This window comes from Mycobacterium kyorinense (assembly GCF_002101735.1).
Classification (GTDB): domain Bacteria; phylum Actinomycetota; class Actinomycetes; order Mycobacteriales; family Mycobacteriaceae; genus Mycobacterium; species Mycobacterium kyorinense.
Genome location: NZ_LQPE01000085.1, coordinates 82,677 through 103,999 on the forward strand (window position 1 = coordinate 82,677; position 21,323 = coordinate 103,999).

Below are 21,323 nucleotides of genomic sequence, written 5' to 3' on the forward strand. Positions count from 1 at the left end.
TTAAACCCTCTCGATGATGGTCGCGACGCCCATGCCGCCGCCGATGCACAACGTGACCAGCGCACGCCGCGCCCCCCGTCGCTCCAGCTCGTCGACCATGGTGCCCAGGATCATCGCCCCGGTGGCGCCCAGCGGGTGACCCATCGCGATCGCGCCGCCGTTGACGTTGAGCTTCTCGTCGGGAATGTTGAGGTCCTTCTGGAACTTCAGCACCACCGACGCGAACGCCTCGTTGAGCTCGAACAGGTCGATGTCGTCGACCGTCAGGCCGGCCCGGTCGAGCACCTTGCGGGTGGCCGGGGTGGGCCCGGTCAGCATGATCGTCGGCTCGGCGCCGCTGGTCGCGGTCGCCACGATGCGGGCCCGCGGGGTGAGACCTTGTGACTGGCCGGCCTTTTCACTACCGACCAGCACCAGCGCGGCGCCGTCGACAATGCCGGAGCTGTTGCCGCCGGTGTGGACGTGGTTGATCTTTTCCACCCAGTGGTACTTCTGCAGCGCCACGTCGTCGAAGCCGCCCAGTGCCGCAACACCTTCGAAAGCGGGCTTGAGCTTGGCCAGGCCCTCCATCGTCGTGTCGGGGCGCATGTGCTCGTCGTGGTCGAGGATCAGCAGACCGTTCTGGTCGCGGACCGGCACCACAGACTTGGCGAAGTAGCCGCCCGACCAGGCCGCCGCGGCCTTTTCCTGGCTGCGCAGCGCGTAGGCGTCGACGTCTTCCCGCGAGAACCCCTCGATGGTCGCGATCAGGTCAGCGCCAATACCTTGCGGGACGAAGCCCAAGTCGTAGTTGGTTGCCGGGTCCAACGCCCACGCCCCGCCGTCGGAGCCCATCGGCACCCGGCTCATCGACTCCACACCGCCGGCCAGCACCAGGTCGTCCCAGCCGGAGCGCACCTTCTGCGCGGCGGTGTTGACCGCCTCCAGGCCCGAGGCGCAGAACCGGTTGAGCTGCACGCCGCCGGTGGTGTCGGGCAGGCCGGCGGCCAGCACCGCGGTGCGGGCGATGTCGCCGCCCTGGTCGCCGACCGGCGAGACCACACCGAGGATGACGTCGCTGATCAGCGTCTCGTCCAGGTCGGGGAAGCGCTTGCGCAGTTCGTCGATCAGGCCGACCACCAGGTTCAGCGGCTTGACCTCGTGCAAAGACCCGTTTTTCTGCTTGCCGCGCGGTGTGCGGATGGCTTCATAAATGAAGGCTTCTTCGGACATGCCCGTCACCCTAACAGGACGGCCGATCAACCTGTTGGTTGGGCGGCCGCGGCGCCCAGCGTGCGGCTGGCTGCACGCTCGGCGTCCTAAGCTCGACGACCATGACGGTGTCGCGACTGCGGCCATACGCGACGACGGTGTTCGCCGAGATGTCGGCGCTGGCCGCGCGCATCGGTGCGGTCAACCTCGGGCAGGGTTTCCCCGACGAGGACGGCCCGCCGGGGATGCTCAAGGCCGCGCAGGACGCCATCGCCGACGGGGTCAACCAGTACCCGCCGGGCATCGGTGTCCCAGAGCTGCGCCACGCGATCGCCGCGCAACGCAGGCGGCATTTCGGCGTCGACTACGACCCCGACACCGAGGCGCTGGTGACCGTCGGGGCCACCGAGGCGATCGCGGCCGCGGTGCTCGGGCTGGTCGAGCCCGGCGACGAGGTCATCCTGATCCAGCCGTTCTACGACTCCTACTCGCCGGTGGTGGCGATGGCCGGCGCGCAGCGGGTCGTGGTGCCGCTGGTGCCCGACGGCCGCGGGTTCGCCCTGGACACCGCCGCGCTGCGGCGTGCGGTGACGCCGCGCACCAGGGCGTTGATCGTCAACTCGCCGCACAACCCGACAGGCATGGTGCTGACGGCGGAGGAACTCGCGGCCATCGCCGAAATCGCAGTCGCCGCAGACTTACTGGTCATCACGGACGAGGTCTATGAGCACTTGGTCTTCGACGGCCGCGAGCATCTTCCGCCGGCCACCTACGCCGGCATGGCCGAGCGCACGATCACCATCTCCAGTGCCGCCAAGATGTTCAACTGCACCGGCTGGAAGATCGGATGGGCTTGCGGCCCAAGCGAACTCATCGCCGGTGTGCGGTCGGCCAAGCAGTACCTGAGCTATGTGGGCGGCGCGCCGTTTCAGCCGGCCGTGGCGCACGCCCTCGACACCGAGGACCATTGGGTGGGCGCGCTGCGCACGTCGCTGCAGCAACGGCGTGACCGGCTGGCCAATGGCCTGGCCGAAATCGGCTTCGAGGTTCACGACAGCGCGGGCACCTACTTCCTGTGCGCCGACCCGCGACCGTTGGGCTACGACGACAGCACGGCGTTCTGCGCCGCCCTGCCCGAACGCGCGGGTGTGGCGGCCATCCCGATGTCGGCATTCTGCGACCCGGCGGTCGGCGGGCCGTGGAATCACTTGGTGCGCTTCACCTTTGCCAAGCGCGACGACACACTCGACGAAGCCATCCGCCGGCTGGCAACCCTACGCCGGCCCTAGCCGCCCATCACCCGCTTACGCAGGCCCTCGGTCGCGGTGCCCAACACGATGTTGCTGGCCCGCTTGACGAGGAACTCCGGAACCGGCCCCGACGGTTCGACCGTGATCGCGAAACGCACCCGCGTCTTGTCGACGCCTTCACGTTGCAGCGTGTACTCGACGTGCTGGCCGCGCTGCTGGAAGGTCTCTTCGGCATCCCAGACCACCCAGTCCGGGCCCCAGTGGTATTCGAGGATCTCCTTGTCGACCAGCCCGAAAATCTTGATGGTGGCCCGCACGTGGTGGGGCCGGCCGTCTTCGTAGCGGTCGAGCACCTCGACGCGTTTGTGCACCGGCGACCACGACGTCAACGTGCTGATGTCGGCCAGCGCCTCCATCACCACCTCCGGCGGTGCGTCGATGACGATTTCCCGTGACGCTCGGACGGCCACGTCGGCGCCTAATTCCGCCGATCCGAACCGACGGCACCCGTGACACGTCTGCGCAGTCCTTCGGTCGCGGCGTTGAGGATCTTCTTGCGGGCCCGGTTGATGAGGAACTCCGGCAGCGGCGCCGACGGTTCCAGCGTGACGTCGAAGCGCACGCGTGTCTTGTCGAGTCCCTCACGGCGCAACGTGTACTCGACGTGCTGGCCGTGCTGATGAAGGGTCTTCTCGGCGTCCCACACCACCCAGTCAGGACCCCAGTGGTATTCGAGCACTTCCTTGTCGACGATGCCGACCACCTTGACGGTGACCTTCACGTGGTGCGGCCGGCCGTCGGGATAGGTGTCGATGACTTCGGCGCGCTTGTGTACCGACGACCAAGACGGCACCGCGCCAATGTCGGCCAGCGCCTCCATGATTGCTTCCGGCGGCGCGTCGATGACAATTTCCCGCGATGCTCGTACGGCCACTGTCCCCAACGTAGCCCCGCGGCCGCGCGCAGACGGCAGATCCGCGATTACCAGCCGATTTCGTCCAACGGTGTGGTGCCCGCCGGCGGCGCCCCGACGGCTGCGGCCGGGGTGCGGGAGAACCGCGGCGCCGGCGCCGCCTGCTCGACACCGTGGGCGCGGATCACGGTGGCGCGTGCGGTCATGTGCGGATCGGCGGCCGCTTCGCTCCACGTCAGCACCGGGGTGACGCACGCGTCGGTGCCCGCGAAAATCTCGGCCCATTCGTCGCGGGTCTTGGTGGCGAACCGCTCGGTGAACATCTCGAGCATGTGTGGATACGACCCGATCTCGAGTTGACCGGGCACCTCGTCGGCGCAGAAGCCGAGCCCGGCCAGCAATGCGGCGAAGAACTGCGGCTCGATCGCGCCGACGGCCACGTACTTGCCGTCGGCGGTCTCGTAGCAGCGGTAGAAGGGGGCGCCGCCGTCGAGCAGGAACGACTCGCGTTGGTCGCGCAGCGCGCCGGTCGACTTCATGGTCCACATCATCTGCGCCAGCACGCTCACGCCGTCGACCATCGCGGCGTCGATCACCTGGCCTCGCCCCGAGCGCTCCCGTTCGTACAGCGCGGCGACGATGCCCAGCAGCACGAACATCGACCCGCCGCCGAAGTCGGCCACCAGGTTCAGCGGCGGCATCGGCGGCCGGTCGCGGTAGCCGAGCGCCGACAGCACGCCGGTCTGCGACAGGTAGTTGATGTCGTGGCCGGCCGTGGCGGCCCGCGGCCCGTCCTGGCCCCAGCCGGTGATCCGCGCGAAGATCAGCCGCGCGTTGACCGCCGCGCAGTCGTCGGGACCGATCCCGAGCCGCTCACAGGTGCCGGGCCGAAAGCAGTCCAGCAGCACGTCGGCCTTGGCGACCAAGTCCAGCAACAGCTGCGGCTGCGTCTTGACGTCGAGGTCGACGCTCCGCTTGCCGCGGTGCAGCAAGTCGCGATCCTCGGCCGGCATGCTGAGCCCACCCGGCCGGCGCACCCGCACCACGTCGGCGCCGAGGTCGGCCAGCACCATGCCGGCGTGCGGTCCCGGCCCGATGCCGCCGAGTTCGACGACCCGCACACCGGCCAACGGGCCGGTCACTTGCCTTTCTTCACGCTCAGCACACGCTTACGCAATCCCTCGGTGGAGGTGTCCATCACTCCTTTGATGGTGCGCTTGAGCAGAAACCCCGGCAGCGGCACCATCGGGTCGATCGTGATGTTGAACTTCACCCGGGTCTTGTCCCCTTCCGGGATCAGCGTGTACGTGGCGTCCTGCGCGCGCTGCTGGCCGGCGCTGACCAGCGTCCAGCTGACCGTGTTCTCGCCCCAGGTGTAAGCCACGACCTGCTCGTCGGTGATGCCGGCCGCTTTGACCTTCATCTTCGCCACGCTGGGCCGCCCGTCGTCGCCCCGCTCGACCACCTCCGAGCTCTGGTGCGACGACGACCACTCGGTCAGCGACTCGAGATCGGCAATGACGTCCATGATCTCTTCGGGGGTCGCTTCAATGACAACTTCGCGGGATTCCTTGATGGCCATGGTCCGCACCCTAGCGAGGCGGCGTCTGATCTGGGGTGTTTTCGGCTCGGCGTACCGTCGTTGCCGTGACTGCTGCCTACACCGTCGGTGACTACCTGCTCGACCGTCTCGCCGAACTCGGCGTCTCCGAAATCTTCGGTGTTCCCGGCGACTACAACCTGGAGTTCCTCGACCACATCGTGGCCCGCCCAGAGGTCCGGTGGGTCGGCACCGCCAACGAGCTCAACGCCGGCTACGCCGCGGACGGTTACGGGCGACTGCGCGGGATGTCCGCTGTGGTAACCACATTCGGTGTCGGCGAGCTTTCGGCAACCAACGCGATCGCGGGCAGCTACGCCGAGCACGTGCCGGTGCTGCACATCGTCGGCGGGCCGTCCAAAGACGCGCAGGGCACCCGTCGCGCGCTGCATCATTCGCTGGGCGACGGCGATTTCGAGCACTTCCTGCGGATGAGTCGGGAAATCACTTGCGCGCAAGCCAATCTCATGCCGGCGACGGCGACAAGGGAAATCGACCGGGTGCTGTGCGAGGTGCGGGAGCAGAAGCGGCCCGGCTATCTGCTGCTACCCACCGACGTGGCGCGCTTCGAAGTCGAGCGGCCCACCGCACCGCTGCCGCGCTATGCCGGCGGCACCAGCCCCCGTGCGCTGGCTCATTTCACCGAAGCCGCAACAGAACTCATCGCCGATCACCAGCTGACGGTGCTCGCCGACTACCTGGTGCATCGACTGGACGCGGTTTCTCACCTCGAGGCGCTGCTGGCCGCCGACGAGGTGCCGCACGCCACCTTGATGTGGGGCAAAAGCCTGGTCGACGAGAGCTCCCCCAATTTCCTGGGGATCTACGCCGGGGCGGCCAGCGACGAACCGGTTCGGCGCGCAATCGAAGAAGCGCCGGTGCTACTGACGGCCGGGGTCGTGTTCACCGACATGGTCAGCGGTTTCTTCAGCCAGCGCATCGATCCCGCGCGCACCATCGACATCGGAGCGCAGCAGAGCACCGTCGGCACCGCGGTGTTCGCGCCGCTGGAGATGGAGGCGGCGCTGGACGCCGTGACCGCCATCCTCACCCGGCGCGGGGTCACCTCGCCGCCGGTGGCCTCGACGCATAATGGTGTGCCGCCACAGCTTCCGCCGCCCGAGACAGCGCTCACCCAGAAAGCGTTGTGGGACAGGTTCTGTCAAGCGCTGACGCCCGGAAATGTGGTGCTGGCCGACCAGGGCACGTCGTTCTACGGCATGGCGGGTCATCGGCTGCCACGCGGGGTGACTTTCATCGGCCAACCGCTGTGGGGTTCGATCGGCTACACGCTGCCCGCCACGCTCGGCGCAGGGCTGGCGCATCGCGACCGCCGGCCGGTGCTGCTGATCGGCGACGGGGCCGCGCAGTTGACCGTGCAGGAACTGGGCACCTTCTCCCGCGAAGGACTCTCACCGGTGATCGTGGTGGTCAACAACGACGGCTATACGGTCGAGCGGATGATTCACGGAAAGACGGCCCCCTACAACGACATTGTGCGCTGGGACTGGGCCGAGATCCCCAACGCGCTGGGCGTGACCAACCACCTGACATTCCGCGCACCTACCTACGGTGAACTCGACGCGGCGCTCACCGCCGCGGCCGACCATCAAGACCGGATGGTGCTCATCGAGGCTGTCGTGCCGCGCCTCGACGTCCCGGATCTGCTGGCCGAACTGACCAAACCGACGTCACCGGACGGGAGCGCGCGTCGCTGAGTGGAGGATTGCGCGCAGCGTGTGCCGGCAGCGGCCGCAGTCGGCGCCGGCGCCGCAAGCCTCCGCGATCTGCTTGGTGCTCGACGCGCCTTGGGCCACAACCTCGGCCACCTTGTTGTTGGTGATCCCGTTGCAGAGGCAGACGTACATCAACGCCCTGCCTCGATACGCATCACGTCGACGAATCTGCCGACGAACAACGGTGGGTAGGCGCCCACTCCCGGCCCACTCATCCACTCGGCCGCCGGGTCGGGTTGCTCGATCCAGCGCTGTGCCGTCGTCTCGTCGTCGAACTCCTGCAGGATCATCACTTCCTGCCCGTCGTCGAAAGCCTGGAACAGCCACGTCTTTCGGATGCCCGCGGCGCTGAACCGGTCCCAGGCGGCCCGGACCCGGGCGGTCAGCGTGGCCACGCTGTCGACCGGCGCGACGGCGGCCAGCACGATTCCGGGCGCATGCGGCTCCGAAGCGCGGGACGAGTCGAACCGTTCGACGATTTCGCCGGCGAACACCGCCGGAATGTCGTTCACTCCCACTGCGTCGAACCAGTCGAAGAACACCCGCGACCGCAGCAGCTCGACGATCGGCTCCCGGCTGCGCACACCGATCGTCACCAGGACGCGGCCATAGTCCTGGGTCGACTTGTAGAGCAGCACATGATGCGCGCCGATGTCGGCGAGCGCCGATTTGCGCCGTTGCAGCAGTGGCCACACCCGGTCCGGATCGGGCACCCGGTAATCCGACGCGAGCACCATCGAATGCGAGTTGAGGTCCGCGGTGCTCACCGGAGTTGGTCCTTCATCACCTTGCCGGTGGCGTTCAGCGGCAACGCGTCGAGAAACTCGACCGATCGCGGCGCTTTGAATCCGGCCATCCGCTCACGGCACCACGCGATCAAATCCTCTTCGGACACCGGTGATTTCGGCACGACGAAGGCCTTGCCCACCTGGCCGAGTCGCTGGTCGGGAACGCCGATCACGGCGGCCTGGGCAACCGCGGGGTGTTCCAGCAAAAAGCCCTCGATCTCGGCCGGGTAGGCGTTGAACCCGCCGACGATGAACATGTCCTTTTTACGCCCGTCGATCCGTAGCCGCCCCGCCGCGTCCAGCGTACCCAGGTCACCGGTGTGCAACCAGCCTTCGGCGTCGATTGCTTGCGCCGTTGCGACGGGATCGTCGAAATATCCCTGCATGACCCCGTATCCGCGCACGAGGACCTCACCGTCGTCGGCGATGCGCACCTCGACCCCGTCGCAGGGCAGCCCGGCAGTGGTGGCCACGTCTTCGAACGAGTCGCCGGGCCGCGACAACGTGACGTTGCCCGCCTCGGTGAGCCCGTAACCGGTCATCAGTGTCTGGAACGGCAGTTCGCCATGGATGCGGCGAACCAGCTCAACCGGAATGTCCGCGGCGCCGGTCACGCCCGCACGCAACGTCGTCAGCTTGTCCTTGTCGCGCACGGTCAGCAGCGAGTGGTACAGCGTCGGCGGACCGGGCAGCATCGTGATGCGTTCGCGCGCTATCAGTTCCACCACTGCGTCGAGGTCGAACACCGCGACCGGCAGCATCGTGGCACCTCGCAAGAAGGACGTGATCAGTCCCGCCTTCAAGCCGAAGGTGTGGAAGTACGGGTTGATCTGCAGATAGCGGTCACCCTCGCGCAGGTCCGCGAGGGTGGCCCATTCGGAGTACATCCGCAGTGTCTGTTGGTGATTCATCATCGCGCCCTTCGGGCGACCCGTGGTGCCCGACGTGAAGATGATGTCGGCGATGTCGGTGCCGCTCACCGTCCGCTCGAATGGTGAACCGCTGGAAAGGAAGTCGGACTTCAGATCGATGATCGGGATACCCGCAGGCGCTGTGTAGTCCTGGGCCAGAAAACCCTTCTGCACCAGGACGGCCTTGGCCCGGCTGCGGGCGATGATGTCGCCGGCTTCCTCGGTCTTGAAGCGGGTGTTGACGGGCACCACCACGCCGCCCGCGGTGAGCAGCCCGAACGCCGCGATGATCCACTCGGCCGAGTTGGGCGCCCAGATGGCGACCCGGTCACCTTTATCAATACCAAACTCGGCGAAAGCACCTGCAGCGCAGCGGATTCTGTCGGCGGTCTCGGAAAAGGTGAGGCGCAGCGGATCGTCGACAACCGCTTCCGCGTCGCCGAAACGGTCCGCAGCGCTCAAGGCCATCTCAGGGATGGTCTGCCAAGAAATCACACCGTGACGAGTCGACCGAGGTTGCCGCCCATGATCTTTGCCTGATCCTCTATCGCCAGGTGTGACAGCGCGTTGACGTAGTAGGTCGGCTCCGCGAGCCCTTCGGGGTGCGGCCAGTCCGAGCCGTACAACACCTGATCCACGCCGACGAGGTTGACCAGGTCGTCGATGCCGTCCTCGAAGAACGGGCTGACGTAGATCCGGTTCTTCACCATCTCGACGGGGTCGCTCGGGAAGGCCTCCGGGGCCTTCCGGAAGACCTCGGCCAGGCCGTCCAGCAACGGCGTCATCCACTTCGAGCCGGCCTCGACGATCGCGACCTTCAGCTTGGGGTGGCGGTAGAGCGCGCCGTGGATCACCCACGACGCAACCGAGTCCTGGATCGGCCGCCACTCGTTGAGGATGCTCATCGCGTTGGTCTGGAACGGCAGCATCTCCTGGTCGGCACCGTCCCATTCGGAGGTGTAGCGGGAGTAGCCGCTGTCGGACGAGTGCATCCCGACCAGCACGTCGTACTCGACAACTCGCTCCCAGAACGGGTCGAACTCGGGCAGCGCGAACGACCGTGGGCCGCGGAAGCCGGGGACCGGCGCCGGGCGGACCAGGATGGCGCGGGCACCACGCTTGACCACCCACTCCAGTTCCTCGATCGCCTTCTCCACGATCGGCAGCGTGATGACCGGGGTGGTGAAGATCCGGTTCTGGTAGTTGAAGCCCCAGACCTCGTCCAGCCACTGGTTCAGCGCGTGGATCAGGACGTGGATGGCGACCGGGTCGTCGCGCAAACGCTCCTCGATCAGGCTGGCCAGCGTCGGGAACATCAGCGTGCGGTCCAGGCCGAGCTCGTTCATCTTCTCCAGGCGCGGGCCGGGCTCGAAGAACGCCGGGATCGCGCGCATCGGCTCACCGAACAGCTCGCGCTTGCTCTTGCCGTCCGGGTTGCCGTACTTGAAGTACTCCTCCCAGGCGCCCGGCCTGGCGACCACCTCGAAGGTCGGGTTGGGGATGTAGTTGCTGATCACACCGCGCAGCGCGATCTTGGTGCGCCCGTTGATCTGCACGTACTGGACGAAGTCCTTGTACTCCTTGGGCAGGAACTTGGTCAGCGCCTCCGGCGGCTCGTAGAGATGGTTATCCGCGTCAAAGATCGGAAACGGGACGTCTTCCCGGTGCGACAACTGCCCCATGAAATCCTCCTTCGCAGTTTGCGAGAATACTATTCTCATACCGAGCCTATCGCAACGCCCGGTTGTCGCGGCCACCCTGGGCTCGACGCCCTGCCAGAGCGACGGCGATGCTATTCTCCGCCGAAGAGAATGCCAATATCGCGCGATGGAGTGCCGGATGGTGGACTTGGAGTTCGACCAGGGTCTTGCGGTGCTCACCATCGACCGCCCGCACGCGCGCAACGCCATCGCCCTGGACACCATGGACCAGTTGGACAAGGCGCTCGACGCGGCCGAGGGCGCACGTGCGCTGGCCATCACCGGCGCGGGTGATCGGGCGTTCGTCTCGGGCGGCGACCTCAAAGAGCTCAGCGCGATCAGGACCGAAGACGATGCGGCGGCGATGGCGTGGCGGATGCGGTCAATCTGCGATCGGCTGGCCGGCTTTCCGGCGCCGGTGATCGCCGCGCTCAACGGCCACGCGCTCGGCGGCGGTGCCGAGGTGGCCGTCGCGGCCGACATCCGGCTGGCCGCCGACGACATCAAGATCGGCTTCAATCAGGTGACGCTGGAGATCATGCCGGCCTGGGGTGGCGCGGAAAGGCTGGCCGCGTTGGTCGGCAAGAGCCGCGCCCTGCTGCTGGCGGGAACCGGGACGGTGCTCGACGCGGCCGAGGCCGAACGCATCGGATTGGTCGATCGGGTGTTGCCGCGGGCCACCTTCGACGATGATTGGCGGATGATCGCCCGCGCGTTGGCCCGCCGCCCGGCCGGTGAGATCAAGCGTGTGGTGGGCGGCGTTGCCGCTGACGAGGCGGTGCAGGCTTTCGCGCGGCTGTGGGTCAGCGACGACCACTGGCAGGCCGCCGATCGAGTGATGAACCGCGGCAACAACTCCCGGGATGGAGGTGCGACGTGACAGCCATCGGCAGGGCACTTGCGGTGTTGGCAGTGTTGGTGGCAGCTACCAGCTTCGCCGCGCCGGTGCGCGCGGACGACACCGTGGTCAAGCATCACGTCAAGTACACGGTCTCGGCGGCCAACCCGATCTACACCGACATCTATTACCTGGATCAGGAACCGCCGATCTTCGCCGACTACAGCCACAACCCTTACCAGTTCGTGCCCAACGTCAAGGTCGATATCTCACCGGGCCATCCGTGGAGTTATGAGCTCGACCTGGCCAAGCCTGAGGTGTGGGCGCTGGTCACGGCCAGCACTGGCACCGAACCCGGCACACCGGGTTTGCACTGCGATCTCACGGTCGACGGCAAGGTTGTCGTGTCGAAGGACGGCCCCAAGGGCGTGCTCTGCTCGATACGTCACTGGTGAGCGATCTGCGGCTCACCCTCCAGACGCCGCAGATAGCGTTCGACGAACGCCACGGTTTCGGCATGGCCCGCCGACATGCCCAGCGCCTGCTCCATCACCAAAACCCGGGAGACGCTGGTCATCAGCACCGCCCACACCAGCGGCGGGACCTCGCCCGGGTCGATGCCGTAGCGCTGCAGAATCGCCGGCAGCACCTTGGTTTGCTCTTCACGGAAACGCTCGGCGTAGTAACCGATTTCGGCTTTGAGCGCCTTGCGGTGATTGGCCAGCGCAACGTATTCCATCGTCAGCGCGGTAGCCGCGGGGTCGATGCTGAACTGCCACAACGCCCACAGCGGTTGGGGCGACTGCAGCGCTCGCGCCTGCATCTCGAGGCCTTGTTCGCCGCGGCGGCGGAACGCGGCCAGGAACAGATCATCCATCGTGCGGAAGTAGTAGTGCACCAGCTGCGGTTTGAGCGCGGCCTTTTGCGCAACGCGGCGGGAAGTGACTGCCGCATAACCCTCTTCGAGCATCAACTGCTCGGCCGCGTCGAGCAGGATGGAGCGATTCTTGGCGTCCGGCGCCCCGATTCTGCGCGCCGTTGTCATGCGTAGCTCCGAACCTCCGACTGTGCCGACCACGCCGATCGTAGCGGCGACCGCAAACTCGGGGGAGCCGAGTGCAGCGGGTCGCGCTATGAATCAAGCGGCAACCTTGACCCCGACATTAGCCTCATGCTAAGCAAGTGCTCAGCACTTTGGTCGATTTCCGGGTGACGCCACCTCACGTCGCCGTCAATCCATCTCAGCTTCGGGAGGCACGCAGTAGATGACCACTTTCGAATCGGTCGACTTTTTCACCGACGCCTCCCTGGTCCCCGACCCGTACGCCTACTTCGACTATTTGCGCAGCCAAAACCCGGTACTGCGGCTGCCGCACCACAACGTCGTCGCGGTCACCGGCTGGGAGGAAGCCAACGCGGTCTACAAGGATCCCGACACGTTCTCGAACTGCGTCGCGCTCGGCGGCCCGTTCCCGCCATTGCCGTTCGAGCCCGAGGGCGACGACCTGTCCGCCCAGATCGACGCGCACCGCGAACAGTTCCCGATGTTCGAGCACATGGTCACGATGGACCCGCCCGAGCACACCCGCGCGCGCTCGCTGCTCAGCCGGCTGCTGACGCCGAGCCGACTGAAGGAGAACGAGGACTTCATGTGGCGCCTCGCCGACCGCCAGCTCGAGGAGTTCCTCGACAACGGCGAGTGCGAGTTCATCGCCGAGTATTCGAAACCCTTTGCCACCCTGGTGATTGCCGATCTGCTCGGTGTGCCGGAGGAAGACCACAAGCAATTCCGCACCGTGCTGGGAGCCGATCGTCCGGAAGCGCGGGTGGGCTCGCTCGACCACGGGTCGGTCGGAGTCAATCCGCTGGAGTGGCTCGACGACAAGTTCTGCGCCTACATCGAGGACCGGCGCAGTCACCCCCGCGACGACGTGCTGACCGCGCTCGCGACGGCCAAATACCCAGACGGATCCACACCGGAAGTCATCGAGGTGGTTCGCTCGGCGACCTTCCTGTTCGCGGCGGGGCAGGAGACCACCGCCAAGCTGCTGTCGGTGGCGCTGCAGGTGCTGGGCGAGCGACCCGACATTCAGCAGAAGCTGCGTAAGGACCGCAGTCTGATTCCCACGTTCATCGAGGAATCGCTGCGGATGGAAAGCCCGGTCAAGAGCGACTCGCGACTGGCCCGCAAGCCGGCCACGATCGGCGGGGTCGACATTCCCGTCGGAACCGTGGTGATGGTGTTGCCGGGTGCGGTCAACCGTGACCCGCGCCGGTTCGACAACCCGCACGAGTTTCAGCTCGACCGCAAGAACGTCCGCGAGCACATGGCATTCGCGCGCGGCGTGCACTCCTGTCCCGGCGCGCCGCTGGCCCGAGTGGAGGGTCGCGTCTCGATCGAGCGCATTCTCGACCGCATGTCGGACATCTGCATCAACGATGCCAAACACGGACCGGCCGGCGAGCGGCGCTACACCTACGAGCCGACCTACATCCTGCGCGGGCTTTCCGAACTGCACCTCACCTTTACCATGGCGGGGTGAGCGCCGCAGGTAAGACGATTGTCATCACCGGCGCGAGCGACGGCATCGGCGCCGCGGCGGCCCGCCGGTTGACCAGCAGCGGGGCTCGGGTCGTCGTGGTCGGCCGCTCGGAAAGCAAAACCCGGTCGGTGGCAACGGAATTGGGCGCCGACTGTCACGTGGCCGACTTCACCGACCTGTCGCAGGTGCGGTCGTTGGCGCAGCAGTTGCGCTCGCGACATCCCCGAATTGACGTGCTGGCCAACAACGCCGGTGCCATGACCAGCACAGTGCAGATGACTGGCGACGGGTATGAACTGGCCTACCAGGTCAACTATCTGGCGCCGTTTCTGCTCACCACGCTGCTGCTGGACGTGCTGGTCGACTCGCGGGCTTGTGTCCTGAACACCTCCAGTGCGTCGCACAAACTGCTCCGCAAAGTGAGGGCCGAGGACCTGGAGAACACCCATCGGTTACGGCCCAGCAAAGCCTATGCGCTCACCAAGTTGGGAATCGTGTTGTTCACCAAGGAATTACACCGGCGCTACCATGACGCCGGGCTTTCCGCGGCGGCGTTCGATCCCGGTTACGTCGACACGAACTTCGGTCCCGCGTCGGGGTCGCGGTTCATTGCCGTGATGCGACGAACACCGGTGCGGCATCTGACCGCCAGCGCGGAGGAGGGGGCTGACCAGCTGGTGTGGCTCGCGTCGAGCAAGCCCGGAAGCGACTGGAAATCCGGCGGGTACTACGTGCGCCGGCGGGTCGCCAAAGCGAATCGCCGCGCCGACGACCCCGACCTTGCCCGCGAGCTGTGGGAGCGCAGCCTCGCCGTCGTCAACCGGTGGAGCTGAGCAGCGGCGCCGAGATGTGCGTGGCTTCCGAACGGCCCCGCAGTACCGCGGAACCCCGTGATTCCCACTGCTGCCGCTCGGCGGCATCGGCGCGCTCGGTGGCCGCATCCGAGCACAGCACCCGCCCCGGCGAGGTTTTGGCGAGATCGGCCAGCCGAGCGGCCTCGTTGACGGCGTCACCAATCACCGTGTATTCGTAGCGGTTTTCGGCACCGACGTTGCCGGCGAACACGGGCCCGGCCGATACGCCGATGCCGAAATCGACGACGGGCAGCTGCCGCAGGCGAATGGCCAGCACCCGCGCGGTGGCCAATGCCGCCGAGGCGGCTCCGCTGGTGCGCAGCGGCGCACCGAACACCGCCAGCACGGCGTCGCCCTGGAACTTGTTGATCAGGCCGTGGTTTTCGTCGACGGCGACGACCACGATCCGGAAGAAGTCATTGAGCACGTCGGCGACCTCCCGGGGAGGGCGGGTCGCCGCCAACTGCGTCGAGCCCACCAGGTCGACGAACAGGATCGCGGCGTCCATGACGTCTCCGGACATCGACGCCCCCTGCTCGAGGGCGCGCCGCGCGACGTCCGCCCCGACATGCCGTCCGAACAGGTCGCGGAGCCGATCGCGTTCCGCGAGCCCGGCGGCCATGCGGTTGAATCCGGTTTGCAGACGGCCGATTTCGGAGCGCTCATAGACGTCGACGAAGGTGCCGATCCGGCCGTGCTCGATCTCGCCCATCGCGTCGATCACCTCGCGGACCGGATCCGAGATCGACCGCGCCACAAGGATCATCCCGCGCAGTCCCAGCATCACCGCCACAAGCGACAGCACCAGCACGGCGATCTCCACCGATGCCGACTTGGGAAGGATCCAGCCGTTCGAGTGGAGGAACACCAGGGCGGCTATGGCCGCGCTGGGAAGCGCACTGGACAGCAACCACATCCCGATCAGCCGGGCCAGCACACCGGGGGCCGTCACAAAGCCCGCGAAACCCTGTGTGGCAGCGGCGATGATCGGGCGCAGCGTACGTTGAGTGAGCAGAACGGCGGTTCCGGTCGCCGCAGCCCCGCCGAAGATGATGGCTAACCCGGTCGACATCGCCACGGTGGGGCCGCCGTCCAGGTCGAGCAGGATGAAGAGCCCGCCGCTGCCAACCCATGTCGTCGCCAGAAGGATCGACTGGTTGCGCATGAGTTTCAGTGCGGCAGCACGCTGTTTCGAGTCGGGTTCTTGCCCGGCGACAAACCAGCCCAGCGACGGAGCGATCACCCGGACACCGCCGAGGAATACGACGGCGGTGCCGAGGAGCACCACGGCCAGCGACGTGATCACGTACTTCCCGCTGGAATGGGCATGCGTTCCCGGTCCGTGACCGCTCAGAACGACGACGATGACGAGAACCTCGGCGACGCTGAGCAGATGCGCGAACGCCAAGCCGGCGGCGTACCGAATCGAGGGCCTAACGACGTGCCGGCCTACGTGTCGCCGCGCACCCAGGTCGTATCACCGTCATGGGCTATGCAGACCAGGAACAGGCCGTCGGGCGCCTGCGCTACGTAGTTCTGGTATTGAGTGCAGTCGGCGCCCTCTTCCTTGATTCCCGCCATTGGAGGCGAGCGGAACCATCGCGGCTGGTATCTCCTGGGCGAGCCGCAAAACATCAGCCGTCCCGGCTGTGAATTGAAGGAAAGGTTGTAGTCCGACGTCCCGAAGACGTAGTAGGTGGTGTTGTCGCATGGCGCACCGAGGACGACATGCGGCATGATCCCAGGGGTGCAATCGGGGTAGTCGCAGACGGTCGGCCCAGCTGCAGCGGGCGGCGCCACCAACGCGCCGGTACAGAGCAACGCAGCAGCCACTGCCACGATGAATCGCACCCGATTACTCTGCCATAGCCGAAAAGAAAATTCTCTTCTTTGGAGAAGACAAGCTGAGTCGAGCACCCGCCGACGCCCGGCCAGCCACGAATGTCACCCCGGCTTACTGGTTGCGCCACACTCCAATTCACCCAGGTTAAGAGCTACGCGGGGCGCCCGCCCACGGGCACCGAAGAGCCCGGGCGCGAAGTGATAATGTGGTTCTCCGTGCCCGATCCGCAGGTGCCGGACTCCGTCGCGGAAGCGGAAGACGAGGCCGCGCGCGCGGAAGCCCGCGCTGAGGCGGCCCGGGCACGCGCGGCACGACTGCGTGAGGCGGCCGAAACCGCGGAGGCAAAGCCCGCCCGGTCGCGGCGACGTTGGTTGCGCCGCCCGGGACGCAAAGCAATCGCGATCCCCGCCGCGATCATCCTCGGCTGCGCCTCGCTCGGGGCGAGCGGCTACATGCTCTGGCAGCATCACAGCGTCGCGCACAAGCGGCAGCTTGCCCCCGAGTTCGCTGCGGCAGCACGCGACGGTGTGACAAAACTGATGTCGATCGACGCCCATCACGCCAAGGAAGACATCCAGCGCATCATCGACGCTTCTACGGGCGAGCTCAAGTCCCAATTGGAAGCGACATCACGCGTGACGATCAAACAGGCAGAGGATGCGAAGGTGGTCAGCAAGGGAACTGCCGAAGCAGTCGCTGTCGAATCGGTGAACGACAACTCCGCAATCGTGCTCGTCGCCGCGAAAACCGATGTCACCGATCCTGACAATACGAAACGGCCACCGGCCCTGTGGCGGCTGAGCGTCAACATCGAGCGGGACGGTAATCAGCTCAAGATGTCCAAAGTCGAGTTCCTGCAATGACTGTCGAGCAGGAGTCGTCCCCCGACCAGATGGAAGCTCCTTCTTCCGGCGAGGATTCGGCCCGCTGGAGCCGGCTGGCCGCTATAGCGCGTTGGACCCCCCGGGTTCTGGCGAGGTGGCGTCTCATACTCGCCGCAGCGTTGGTCACCGCCGCGATCGGGGTTCCTGCCGGTTTGTTCTTCGTTCTTTACCGCCCGGATCGTCAGATCGACGACGCGGCGGCACACCAGGCGATCAAGGCGGCTTCAGACGGCGCCGTGGCGGTGCTGTCATACTCCCCTGCCGATTTCGACCGCGATTTCGCCAATGCGAAGTCGCACCTCACCGGCGACTTTCTGACCTACTACGACAAATTCGCCGGGCAATTCGTCAAGCCGATGGCTCAACAGAAACAAATCACCGCGTCCGCCAAGGTGATCCGGGCGGCCGCATCGGAGCTGCACCCGGATTCAGCCGTCGTGTTGGTGTTTATCGACCAGAACACCGCAAGCAAGGAAAAACCGGAGCCCTTGATAACCAAGAGCAGCGTGGTGGTAACGCTGACAAAGGTCAACGGGTCCTGGCTGATCGCAAAGTTCGACCCGGTCGGATGAACGCGGCGATGATTGGATCGAATCGGCACCTGCCCGACCGGGCCGATGCTATTCTCCGCTCGAGAGCGCCGTCGAGGAGCACCTGATGCGTTCAATGGGAACACTCACCACCGCAACACTGGTGGCTGCCACGGTATTCGGCGGTTTGGGCACGGCGTCCACGGCTCAGGCGACAACCAAAGAAGAAGTCGCGATCAACGGGACGTATCGCGCCACATCCATCGGCGACTGGGCCAAGACCAATGACCAATACAACGGCGAGGCAACAGTCATCCAAACGTGGACCATAACCTCGTCATGTGTCACATTTCAGGAATGCCACGGCACGGTGACCAGCGACCAGGGCTGGAATGCGCCGCTATATACGCTTGACGGGACCATGTGGTACGTCAAACGCGATGTGCCGGACTGGGAGCGGTGTCCCGACGGCACCGCGTACACTGGGAAACAGATCTTCAATTTCTATCCGGTGAATTCGAACGGCGAGTTTTATATCGGATCGCCGACGATGGCCGGACGCGACAAGGTGATCGGACCGAGCGGAGCTTGCGGACATAACCAGTGGCTTAGCGTCGAGATGCCGCTCCGCCTGGACAGATTAAGCTGACCACCCGGCGTTCCCGCTTCAGCACTCCGGCACCTCAGGTGGGAAGCATGTCCTGCCACTTCTTGGGCGCGCTGGGCGTCACAAGGTCCGACTGCTGGTACAACTTTCCGTCCGGACCGACATAGCGACCGGTACGCGAGTCGTACTTGGCGGTGGTAACAGTCGGCTTAGATGCCTTGGCTCCGAACGAGCTTGGTGCCGCCTGCGGCGGTCCGCCGTTGGCCTTCTCTGGTGATGGGGGAACGCGTGGTGAGGGAACCTCACCTGGCGCAGGGACATCGAGAGGGGCTATCGGCGGGAAGTCGCCCGCCTGTGTCGACATGTTGGCGGACGAGGGGGCCGGCGGCGCGGCTGCCCCGGGCGTGCCCGGTGGCGGAGGCTCTCCCCGCGGCCCCGGCGGTGTGCCGCGCGGCACCGCGCCCGGCGGCAGCGGTGTTCCCTCGACCGGGCCGAAGATCCTGTCGTTGGACGTAACTCGGTCATCGGGCGGGATGCCCTGGGAAAGCAGGTTCGGATCCAGCGGGTAAGGGCCCAGCGTGTGCTGGCGCATCGCCAGCGGCATGTAGGGCTGGTCGCTCTTGCAAATTTCGACAGTAGGCGCGCGCTTGCCGGGCTTGTCCATGCAGGGGTAGTTACGGGCCCCACGAACCGAAAGCGGCGAATCCTGAGGGAGTTTGCAGTACAACCCGTCCGGCGTGTCGATGTCGCTGGTGTCCTCGGGGGATCGCCATTGGCTGGGCGGCATGAAGCCGACCGTGCAAATGGGCGGATCGTCGATCGTGAGTGCGAAGTCGCCTTTGGCCATACCGTCGGGATCGTTCGAGGGTTGGGCAGCCTGCTCGATGGCAACCGCCGACGGCAGCAACACCAGCAGCTGCTCCAACCCCGGGTGGTAGGTGACGCCGATCTGCCCGATGGTGGTCAGGTTGGCAAGCAAAATGGGCAGCGTCGGTTTGATTTGCTCGAATAGCGCAGTCGCTTCCTTCGCGGCACCCGGCCCGTTCTGCAGCACTGTGCGGATGCGGGAGTCGTCGTTTACCAGCACGTCGGAAATCCCGGCGAGGCTGCGCGCCCACGTTCTGATCGAATCGGTGGTGCGGGCTTGCGAATCCAGTAGCGGCCCAGTGTCTTCGGTGAGAGTTCGGGTGCGGTCGACGACGCCGTTGGCGTCGCGGGACACGATCGCTGAGGAGTCGAACAGCGACCCCAGGTCGTAGCCGGATCCGTTGAAGCCCTGGAAGGACTCGTCGAGTAATTGGCCGAGTTTGGTCTTCGGGATGCTGTTGACCAAAGCACTGACCTGATCGAGCATCGGCCCGACCGCTTGGGGAATCGTGGTGTCGCGCATGGCGATAACTGAGCCGTTGTGCAGGTAGGGCGGCGAATCAGTTCTTGGCCGCAAGTCCACATACTGTTCACCCACTGCGGAGACACTGCGCACTTCGGCTGTCAGGTCCGCGGGAATCTTTGTCGAGGTGCCCAGCGACATAATGGCTTTGGCGCCCGTCGGTGTCAGACCGACCGAGGTGACCTTGCCGACCTGGACCCCACGGTAGGTCACATTGGAGAACCGGTACAGGCCGCCGGCGGCCGGCAGCTCGAGCGTGACGGTCATCCGGCCGATGCCCAGCAGGGTCGGCGCCTGGATGTAGAAGAGGACCATCGCGATCACACCGATGATCCCGACGATCGTGAAGATCGCCAGCTGGATCCGGACGAAACGCGTCAGCATCTAACCACCCGCCTCCGTCGGCGCGGATCCAGGCGGTGGAGCACCTTGATCGGTTGGCGGCGGCGAAGTTTCGGCGGGTGCCGGACCCGGCGGCGGGCCAAACACCGGGCCGGGCGGCGGAGCCTGGGGGCCTGCGGGCGGAACGCCGGGCTCCGCTCCCGGAGCAGCGACCCACGGTGGCCTCACCGGGTTATGCAGCGGATCGAGGGTGTAGTTCAAGTAATACGGTTCTCCCGGCGCCGGTGGCTCCGGCATGTCCAGCTGCCCCCAGTGGGTGCCCAGCAACAGTCCCCGCTTGAGCCGTGGAATCGTCAGGTCCAATTGGACATGCAGGTTGAAGTAGTCGCCGCGGACTGCGCGGTCGACAAAGTCCTGGGTGAACGGGAAGACCGTCGCGTACGCGATCGCCGCGTTGAGCTCCGGTCCGACGTCGGCGAGCGCGCGCAGGGTCGGCTCCAGGTTTTTGAGGTTCTTGACCAGGTCGGCCTGGGTGTCGTTGATCAGCCCGGTCGCAGTGTTGCTGAACACGCGTAAGTGGTCCAAGGCGGCTGTCAGGCGCGGGCGTTCCCTGCTCAGCACATCGAGCGCGGGGGGTACCTTGCGCAGCGCCTGGGTCAGAACGTCGCGCTGTCCGGCGAACGTGGCAGACAGCCGGTTCAGCGCCTGGATGGACGCCACAATGTTGTCGCGTTGTTGGTCGAGTGTTCCCACGAACGTGTCCAGGCGAGTAAGCAGATCACGTACGGCGCCCTCCCGCCCGGACAGGGCGGCGGTGAAATTATGGATGACCTCCCCGATTTGTCCCAGTCCTCCGCCGTTCACGACCGCGGCCAGCGATGCGAGGGTTTGCTCGGTCGACGGATAGGCCGACGACCGGGCCAGCGGAATGGTGGCTCCCGGCTGCAGCCGTCCGGTTCCCGGTTGGCCCAGCGGCGTATTGAGCTCCAAATGCATCGATCCCAGCAGGCTCGTCTGGCCGACGCTGGCTACCACATTGGCCGGCACGACGACGTCGCGCTTTACCGAGATTTCGACGTCGGCATGCCAGCCTTGCACCCTCATCTCGCCGACACTGCCGACTACGACGTCGTCGATCATCACCGGTGAATTCGACTCCATCGTACCGACATTCGGGATCTCGACGTGGTAGATGTTGGCCCCCGGCCCGCGTCCGACGGCGCCGGGCAAAGGCAATGAGTTCAGGCCGTGAAAGGCGCATCCCGTCATCGTCAACATGACGCAGGAGCCAATGGCGAGCACCCGCCGCCCCGGCACCCGTACCCGGGCGGTCACTCCTGTACCTCTTCTCTTGCAGGCGCGAAGAGTGCGTCTGTGGTAGGGATGGGACGGGAGCCGGGGAG

General features: G+C 66.1%; 23 protein-coding genes. 9 read left to right on the forward strand and 14 right to left on the reverse strand.

The features are described 5' to 3' along the window. Nucleotides 1-1,212 (reverse strand): acetyl-CoA C-acetyltransferase, encoded by a 1,212-nt coding sequence (locus AWC14_RS10660; protein WP_045384308.1) that lies wholly within the window; start codon nucleotides 1,210-1,212, stop codon nucleotides 1-3. 101 nt (nucleotides 1,213-1,313) lie between these two features. On the opposite strand from AWC14_RS10660, the gene AWC14_RS10665 reads away from it, so the two are divergent. Beyond that, nucleotides 1,314-2,480, forward strand: coding sequence for a pyridoxal phosphate-dependent aminotransferase (locus AWC14_RS10665; protein WP_045384310.1), 1,167 nt, complete (start codon nucleotides 1,314-1,316; stop codon nucleotides 2,478-2,480). On the opposite strand, the gene AWC14_RS10670 is transcribed toward AWC14_RS10665, so the two are convergent. The 4 genes from AWC14_RS10670 to AWC14_RS10685 are packed head-to-tail and all read right to left on the reverse strand — an operon-like array spanning nucleotide 2,477 to nucleotide 4,936. Then, a complete protein-coding gene (locus AWC14_RS10670) occupies nucleotides 2,477-2,911 on the reverse strand; it encodes an SRPBCC family protein (RefSeq protein WP_045384312.1) in 435 nt (144 codons plus the stop codon). The genes AWC14_RS10665 and AWC14_RS10670 overlap by 4 nt on opposite strands. Nucleotides 2,912-2,919: 8 nt before the next feature. Further along, entirely contained in the window at nucleotides 2,920-3,375 is a 456-nt protein-coding gene (locus AWC14_RS10675; protein ID WP_045384313.1) for an SRPBCC family protein, read from the reverse strand. A gap of 47 nt (nucleotides 3,376-3,422) precedes the next feature. After that, nucleotides 3,423-4,496 (reverse strand): CaiB/BaiF CoA transferase family protein, encoded by a 1,074-nt coding sequence (locus AWC14_RS10680; protein ID WP_045384316.1) that lies wholly within the window; start codon nucleotides 4,494-4,496, stop codon nucleotides 3,423-3,425. Then, nucleotides 4,493-4,936 carry an SRPBCC family protein gene (locus AWC14_RS10685; protein ID WP_045384318.1) on the reverse strand — a complete coding sequence of 148 codons (444 nt, stop codon included), beginning with the start codon at nucleotides 4,934-4,936 and terminating at the stop codon, nucleotides 4,493-4,495. Before AWC14_RS10685 ends, AWC14_RS10680 begins: the two co-directional genes overlap by 4 nt. Nucleotides 4,937-5,001: 65 nt before the next feature. Here AWC14_RS10685 and AWC14_RS10690 point away from each other — a divergent pair, with 65 nt between their 5' ends. Next, nucleotides 5,002-6,672 (forward strand): alpha-keto acid decarboxylase family protein, encoded by a 1,671-nt coding sequence (locus AWC14_RS10690; protein ID WP_235216032.1) that lies wholly within the window; start codon nucleotides 5,002-5,004, stop codon nucleotides 6,670-6,672. On the opposite strand, the gene AWC14_RS10695 is transcribed toward AWC14_RS10690, so the two are convergent. From AWC14_RS10695 to AWC14_RS10710, 4 genes are read right to left on the reverse strand one after another with little or no spacing between them, the layout of a single operon-like run. Continuing rightward, complete coding sequence (locus AWC14_RS10695; protein ID WP_045384321.1) at nucleotides 6,646-6,822, reverse strand: (2Fe-2S)-binding protein; 177 nt, start codon at nucleotides 6,820-6,822, stop codon at nucleotides 6,646-6,648. The two genes, AWC14_RS10690 and AWC14_RS10695, sit on opposite strands and share 27 nt — an antisense overlap. Further along, nucleotides 6,822-7,457 carry a hypothetical protein gene (locus AWC14_RS10700; RefSeq protein WP_045384324.1) on the reverse strand — a complete coding sequence of 212 codons (636 nt, stop codon included), beginning with the start codon at nucleotides 7,455-7,457 and terminating at the stop codon, nucleotides 6,822-6,824. The genes AWC14_RS10695 and AWC14_RS10700 overlap by 1 nt, the downstream gene beginning before the upstream one ends. Next, nucleotides 7,454-8,857, reverse strand: a complete 1,404-nt coding sequence (locus AWC14_RS10705; RefSeq protein WP_045384327.1) for a FadD3 family acyl-CoA ligase — start codon at nucleotides 8,855-8,857, stop codon at nucleotides 7,454-7,456. Before AWC14_RS10705 ends, AWC14_RS10700 begins: the two co-directional genes overlap by 4 nt. Nucleotides 8,858-8,880: 23 nt before the next feature. Continuing rightward, nucleotides 8,881-10,071 (reverse strand): amidohydrolase family protein, encoded by a 1,191-nt coding sequence (locus tag AWC14_RS10710; RefSeq protein ID WP_045384330.1) that lies wholly within the window; start codon nucleotides 10,069-10,071, stop codon nucleotides 8,881-8,883. 157 nt (nucleotides 10,072-10,228) lie between these two features. On the opposite strand from AWC14_RS10710, the gene AWC14_RS10715 reads away from it, so the two are divergent. Beyond that, nucleotides 10,229-10,969 (forward strand): enoyl-CoA hydratase/isomerase family protein, encoded by a 741-nt coding sequence (locus AWC14_RS10715; RefSeq protein ID WP_057003178.1) that lies wholly within the window; start codon nucleotides 10,229-10,231, stop codon nucleotides 10,967-10,969. Between the two features lie 5 nt (nucleotides 10,970-10,974). Further along, complete coding sequence (locus AWC14_RS10720; protein ID WP_428838961.1) at nucleotides 10,975-11,382, forward strand: hypothetical protein; 408 nt, start codon at nucleotides 10,975-10,977, stop codon at nucleotides 11,380-11,382. On the opposite strand, the gene AWC14_RS10725 is transcribed toward AWC14_RS10720, so the two are convergent. Next, entirely contained in the window at nucleotides 11,373-11,972 is a 600-nt protein-coding gene (locus AWC14_RS10725) for a TetR/AcrR family transcriptional regulator (RefSeq protein WP_045384333.1), read from the reverse strand. The genes AWC14_RS10720 and AWC14_RS10725 overlap by 10 nt on opposite strands. A gap of 220 nt (nucleotides 11,973-12,192) precedes the next feature. Between AWC14_RS10725 and AWC14_RS10730 the strand changes: the two genes are divergently transcribed. Together AWC14_RS10730 and AWC14_RS10735 are read left to right on the forward strand one after the other, a co-directional pair. Then, the gene (locus AWC14_RS10730; protein ID WP_045384335.1) at nucleotides 12,193-13,470 is read left to right on the forward strand and encodes a cytochrome P450; all 1,278 of its coding nucleotides are present in this window, start codon (nucleotides 12,193-12,195) and stop codon (nucleotides 13,468-13,470) included. Continuing rightward, a complete protein-coding gene (locus AWC14_RS10735; protein WP_045384338.1) occupies nucleotides 13,467-14,303 on the forward strand; it encodes an SDR family NAD(P)-dependent oxidoreductase in 837 nt (278 codons plus the stop codon). The genes AWC14_RS10730 and AWC14_RS10735 overlap by 4 nt, the downstream gene beginning before the upstream one ends. On the opposite strand, the gene AWC14_RS10740 is transcribed toward AWC14_RS10735, so the two are convergent. After that, nucleotides 14,287-15,732 carry an adenylate/guanylate cyclase domain-containing protein gene (locus tag AWC14_RS10740; protein ID WP_045384341.1) on the reverse strand — a complete coding sequence of 482 codons (1,446 nt, stop codon included), beginning with the start codon at nucleotides 15,730-15,732 and terminating at the stop codon, nucleotides 14,287-14,289. The genes AWC14_RS10735 and AWC14_RS10740 overlap by 17 nt on opposite strands. 41 nt (nucleotides 15,733-15,773) lie before the next feature. Next, complete coding sequence (locus AWC14_RS10745; protein WP_235216033.1) at nucleotides 15,774-16,175, reverse strand: hypothetical protein; 402 nt, start codon at nucleotides 16,173-16,175, stop codon at nucleotides 15,774-15,776. A gap of 195 nt (nucleotides 16,176-16,370) precedes the next feature. On the opposite strand from AWC14_RS10745, the gene AWC14_RS10750 reads away from it, so the two are divergent. The 3 genes from AWC14_RS10750 (at nucleotide 16,371) to AWC14_RS10760 (ending at nucleotide 18,230) form a co-directional block, all read left to right on the forward strand. Continuing rightward, complete coding sequence (locus AWC14_RS10750; protein ID WP_045384343.1) at nucleotides 16,371-17,030, forward strand: hypothetical protein; 660 nt, start codon at nucleotides 16,371-16,373, stop codon at nucleotides 17,028-17,030. After that, on the forward strand, nucleotides 17,027-17,623 hold the full coding sequence (locus tag AWC14_RS10755) for a hypothetical protein (protein ID WP_045384345.1): 597 nt from the start codon (nucleotides 17,027-17,029) through the stop codon (nucleotides 17,621-17,623). The genes AWC14_RS10750 and AWC14_RS10755 overlap by 4 nt, the downstream gene beginning before the upstream one ends. An 85-nt stretch (nucleotides 17,624-17,708) precedes the next feature. Further along, nucleotides 17,709-18,230 carry an Rv2253/PknI dimerization domain-containing protein gene (locus tag AWC14_RS10760; RefSeq protein WP_045384348.1) on the forward strand — a complete coding sequence of 174 codons (522 nt, stop codon included), beginning with the start codon at nucleotides 17,709-17,711 and terminating at the stop codon, nucleotides 18,228-18,230. Between the two features lie 34 nt (nucleotides 18,231-18,264). Here the strand turns inward: AWC14_RS10760 and AWC14_RS10765 are convergent, their stop codons facing one another. Beyond that, a complete protein-coding gene (locus tag AWC14_RS10765) occupies nucleotides 18,265-19,962 on the reverse strand; it encodes an MCE family protein (RefSeq protein WP_045384351.1) in 1,698 nt (565 codons plus the stop codon). After that, entirely contained in the window at nucleotides 19,963-21,198 is a 1,236-nt protein-coding gene (locus AWC14_RS10770) for an MCE family protein (RefSeq protein ID WP_085241244.1), read from the reverse strand. Nucleotides 21,199-21,323 lie beyond the last annotated feature (125 nt).

Bases quoted from the DNA above. Each gene is read 5' to 3' on its own strand.
- AWC14_RS10660 (WP_045384308.1), bottom strand. From the start codon at position 1,212: ATGTCCGAAGAAGCCTTCATTTATGAAGCCATCCGCACACCGCGCGGC.
- AWC14_RS10665 (WP_045384310.1), top strand. From the start codon at position 1,314: ATGACGGTGTCGCGACTGCGGCCATACGCGACGACGGTGTTCGCCGAG.
- AWC14_RS10685 (WP_045384318.1), bottom strand. From the start codon at position 4,936: ATGGCCATCAAGGAATCCCGCGAAGTTGTCATTGAAGCGACCCCCGAA.
- AWC14_RS10695 (WP_045384321.1), bottom strand. From the start codon at position 6,822: ATGTACGTCTGCCTCTGCAACGGGATCACCAACAACAAGGTGGCCGAG.
- AWC14_RS10705 (WP_045384327.1), bottom strand. From the start codon at position 8,857: ATGGCCTTGAGCGCTGCGGACCGTTTCGGCGACGCGGAAGCGGTTGTC.
- AWC14_RS10710 (WP_045384330.1), bottom strand. From the start codon at position 10,071: ATGGGGCAGTTGTCGCACCGGGAAGACGTCCCGTTTCCGATCTTTGAC.
- AWC14_RS10715 (WP_057003178.1), top strand. From the start codon at position 10,229: ATGGTGGACTTGGAGTTCGACCAGGGTCTTGCGGTGCTCACCATCGAC.
- AWC14_RS10725 (WP_045384333.1), bottom strand. From the start codon at position 11,972: ATGACAACGGCGCGCAGAATCGGGGCGCCGGACGCCAAGAATCGCTCC.
- AWC14_RS10730 (WP_045384335.1), top strand. From the start codon at position 12,193: ATGACCACTTTCGAATCGGTCGACTTTTTCACCGACGCCTCCCTGGTC.
- AWC14_RS10750 (WP_045384343.1), top strand. From the start codon at position 16,371: ATGTGGTTCTCCGTGCCCGATCCGCAGGTGCCGGACTCCGTCGCGGAA.
- AWC14_RS10755 (WP_045384345.1), top strand. From the start codon at position 17,027: ATGACTGTCGAGCAGGAGTCGTCCCCCGACCAGATGGAAGCTCCTTCT.
- AWC14_RS10760 (WP_045384348.1), top strand. From the start codon at position 17,709: ATGCGTTCAATGGGAACACTCACCACCGCAACACTGGTGGCTGCCACG.
- AWC14_RS10765 (WP_045384351.1), bottom strand. From the start codon at position 19,962: ATGCTGACGCGTTTCGTCCGGATCCAGCTGGCGATCTTCACGATCGTC.
- AWC14_RS10770 (WP_085241244.1), bottom strand. From the start codon at position 21,198: ATGTTGACGATGACGGGATGCGCCTTTCACGGCCTGAACTCATTGCCT.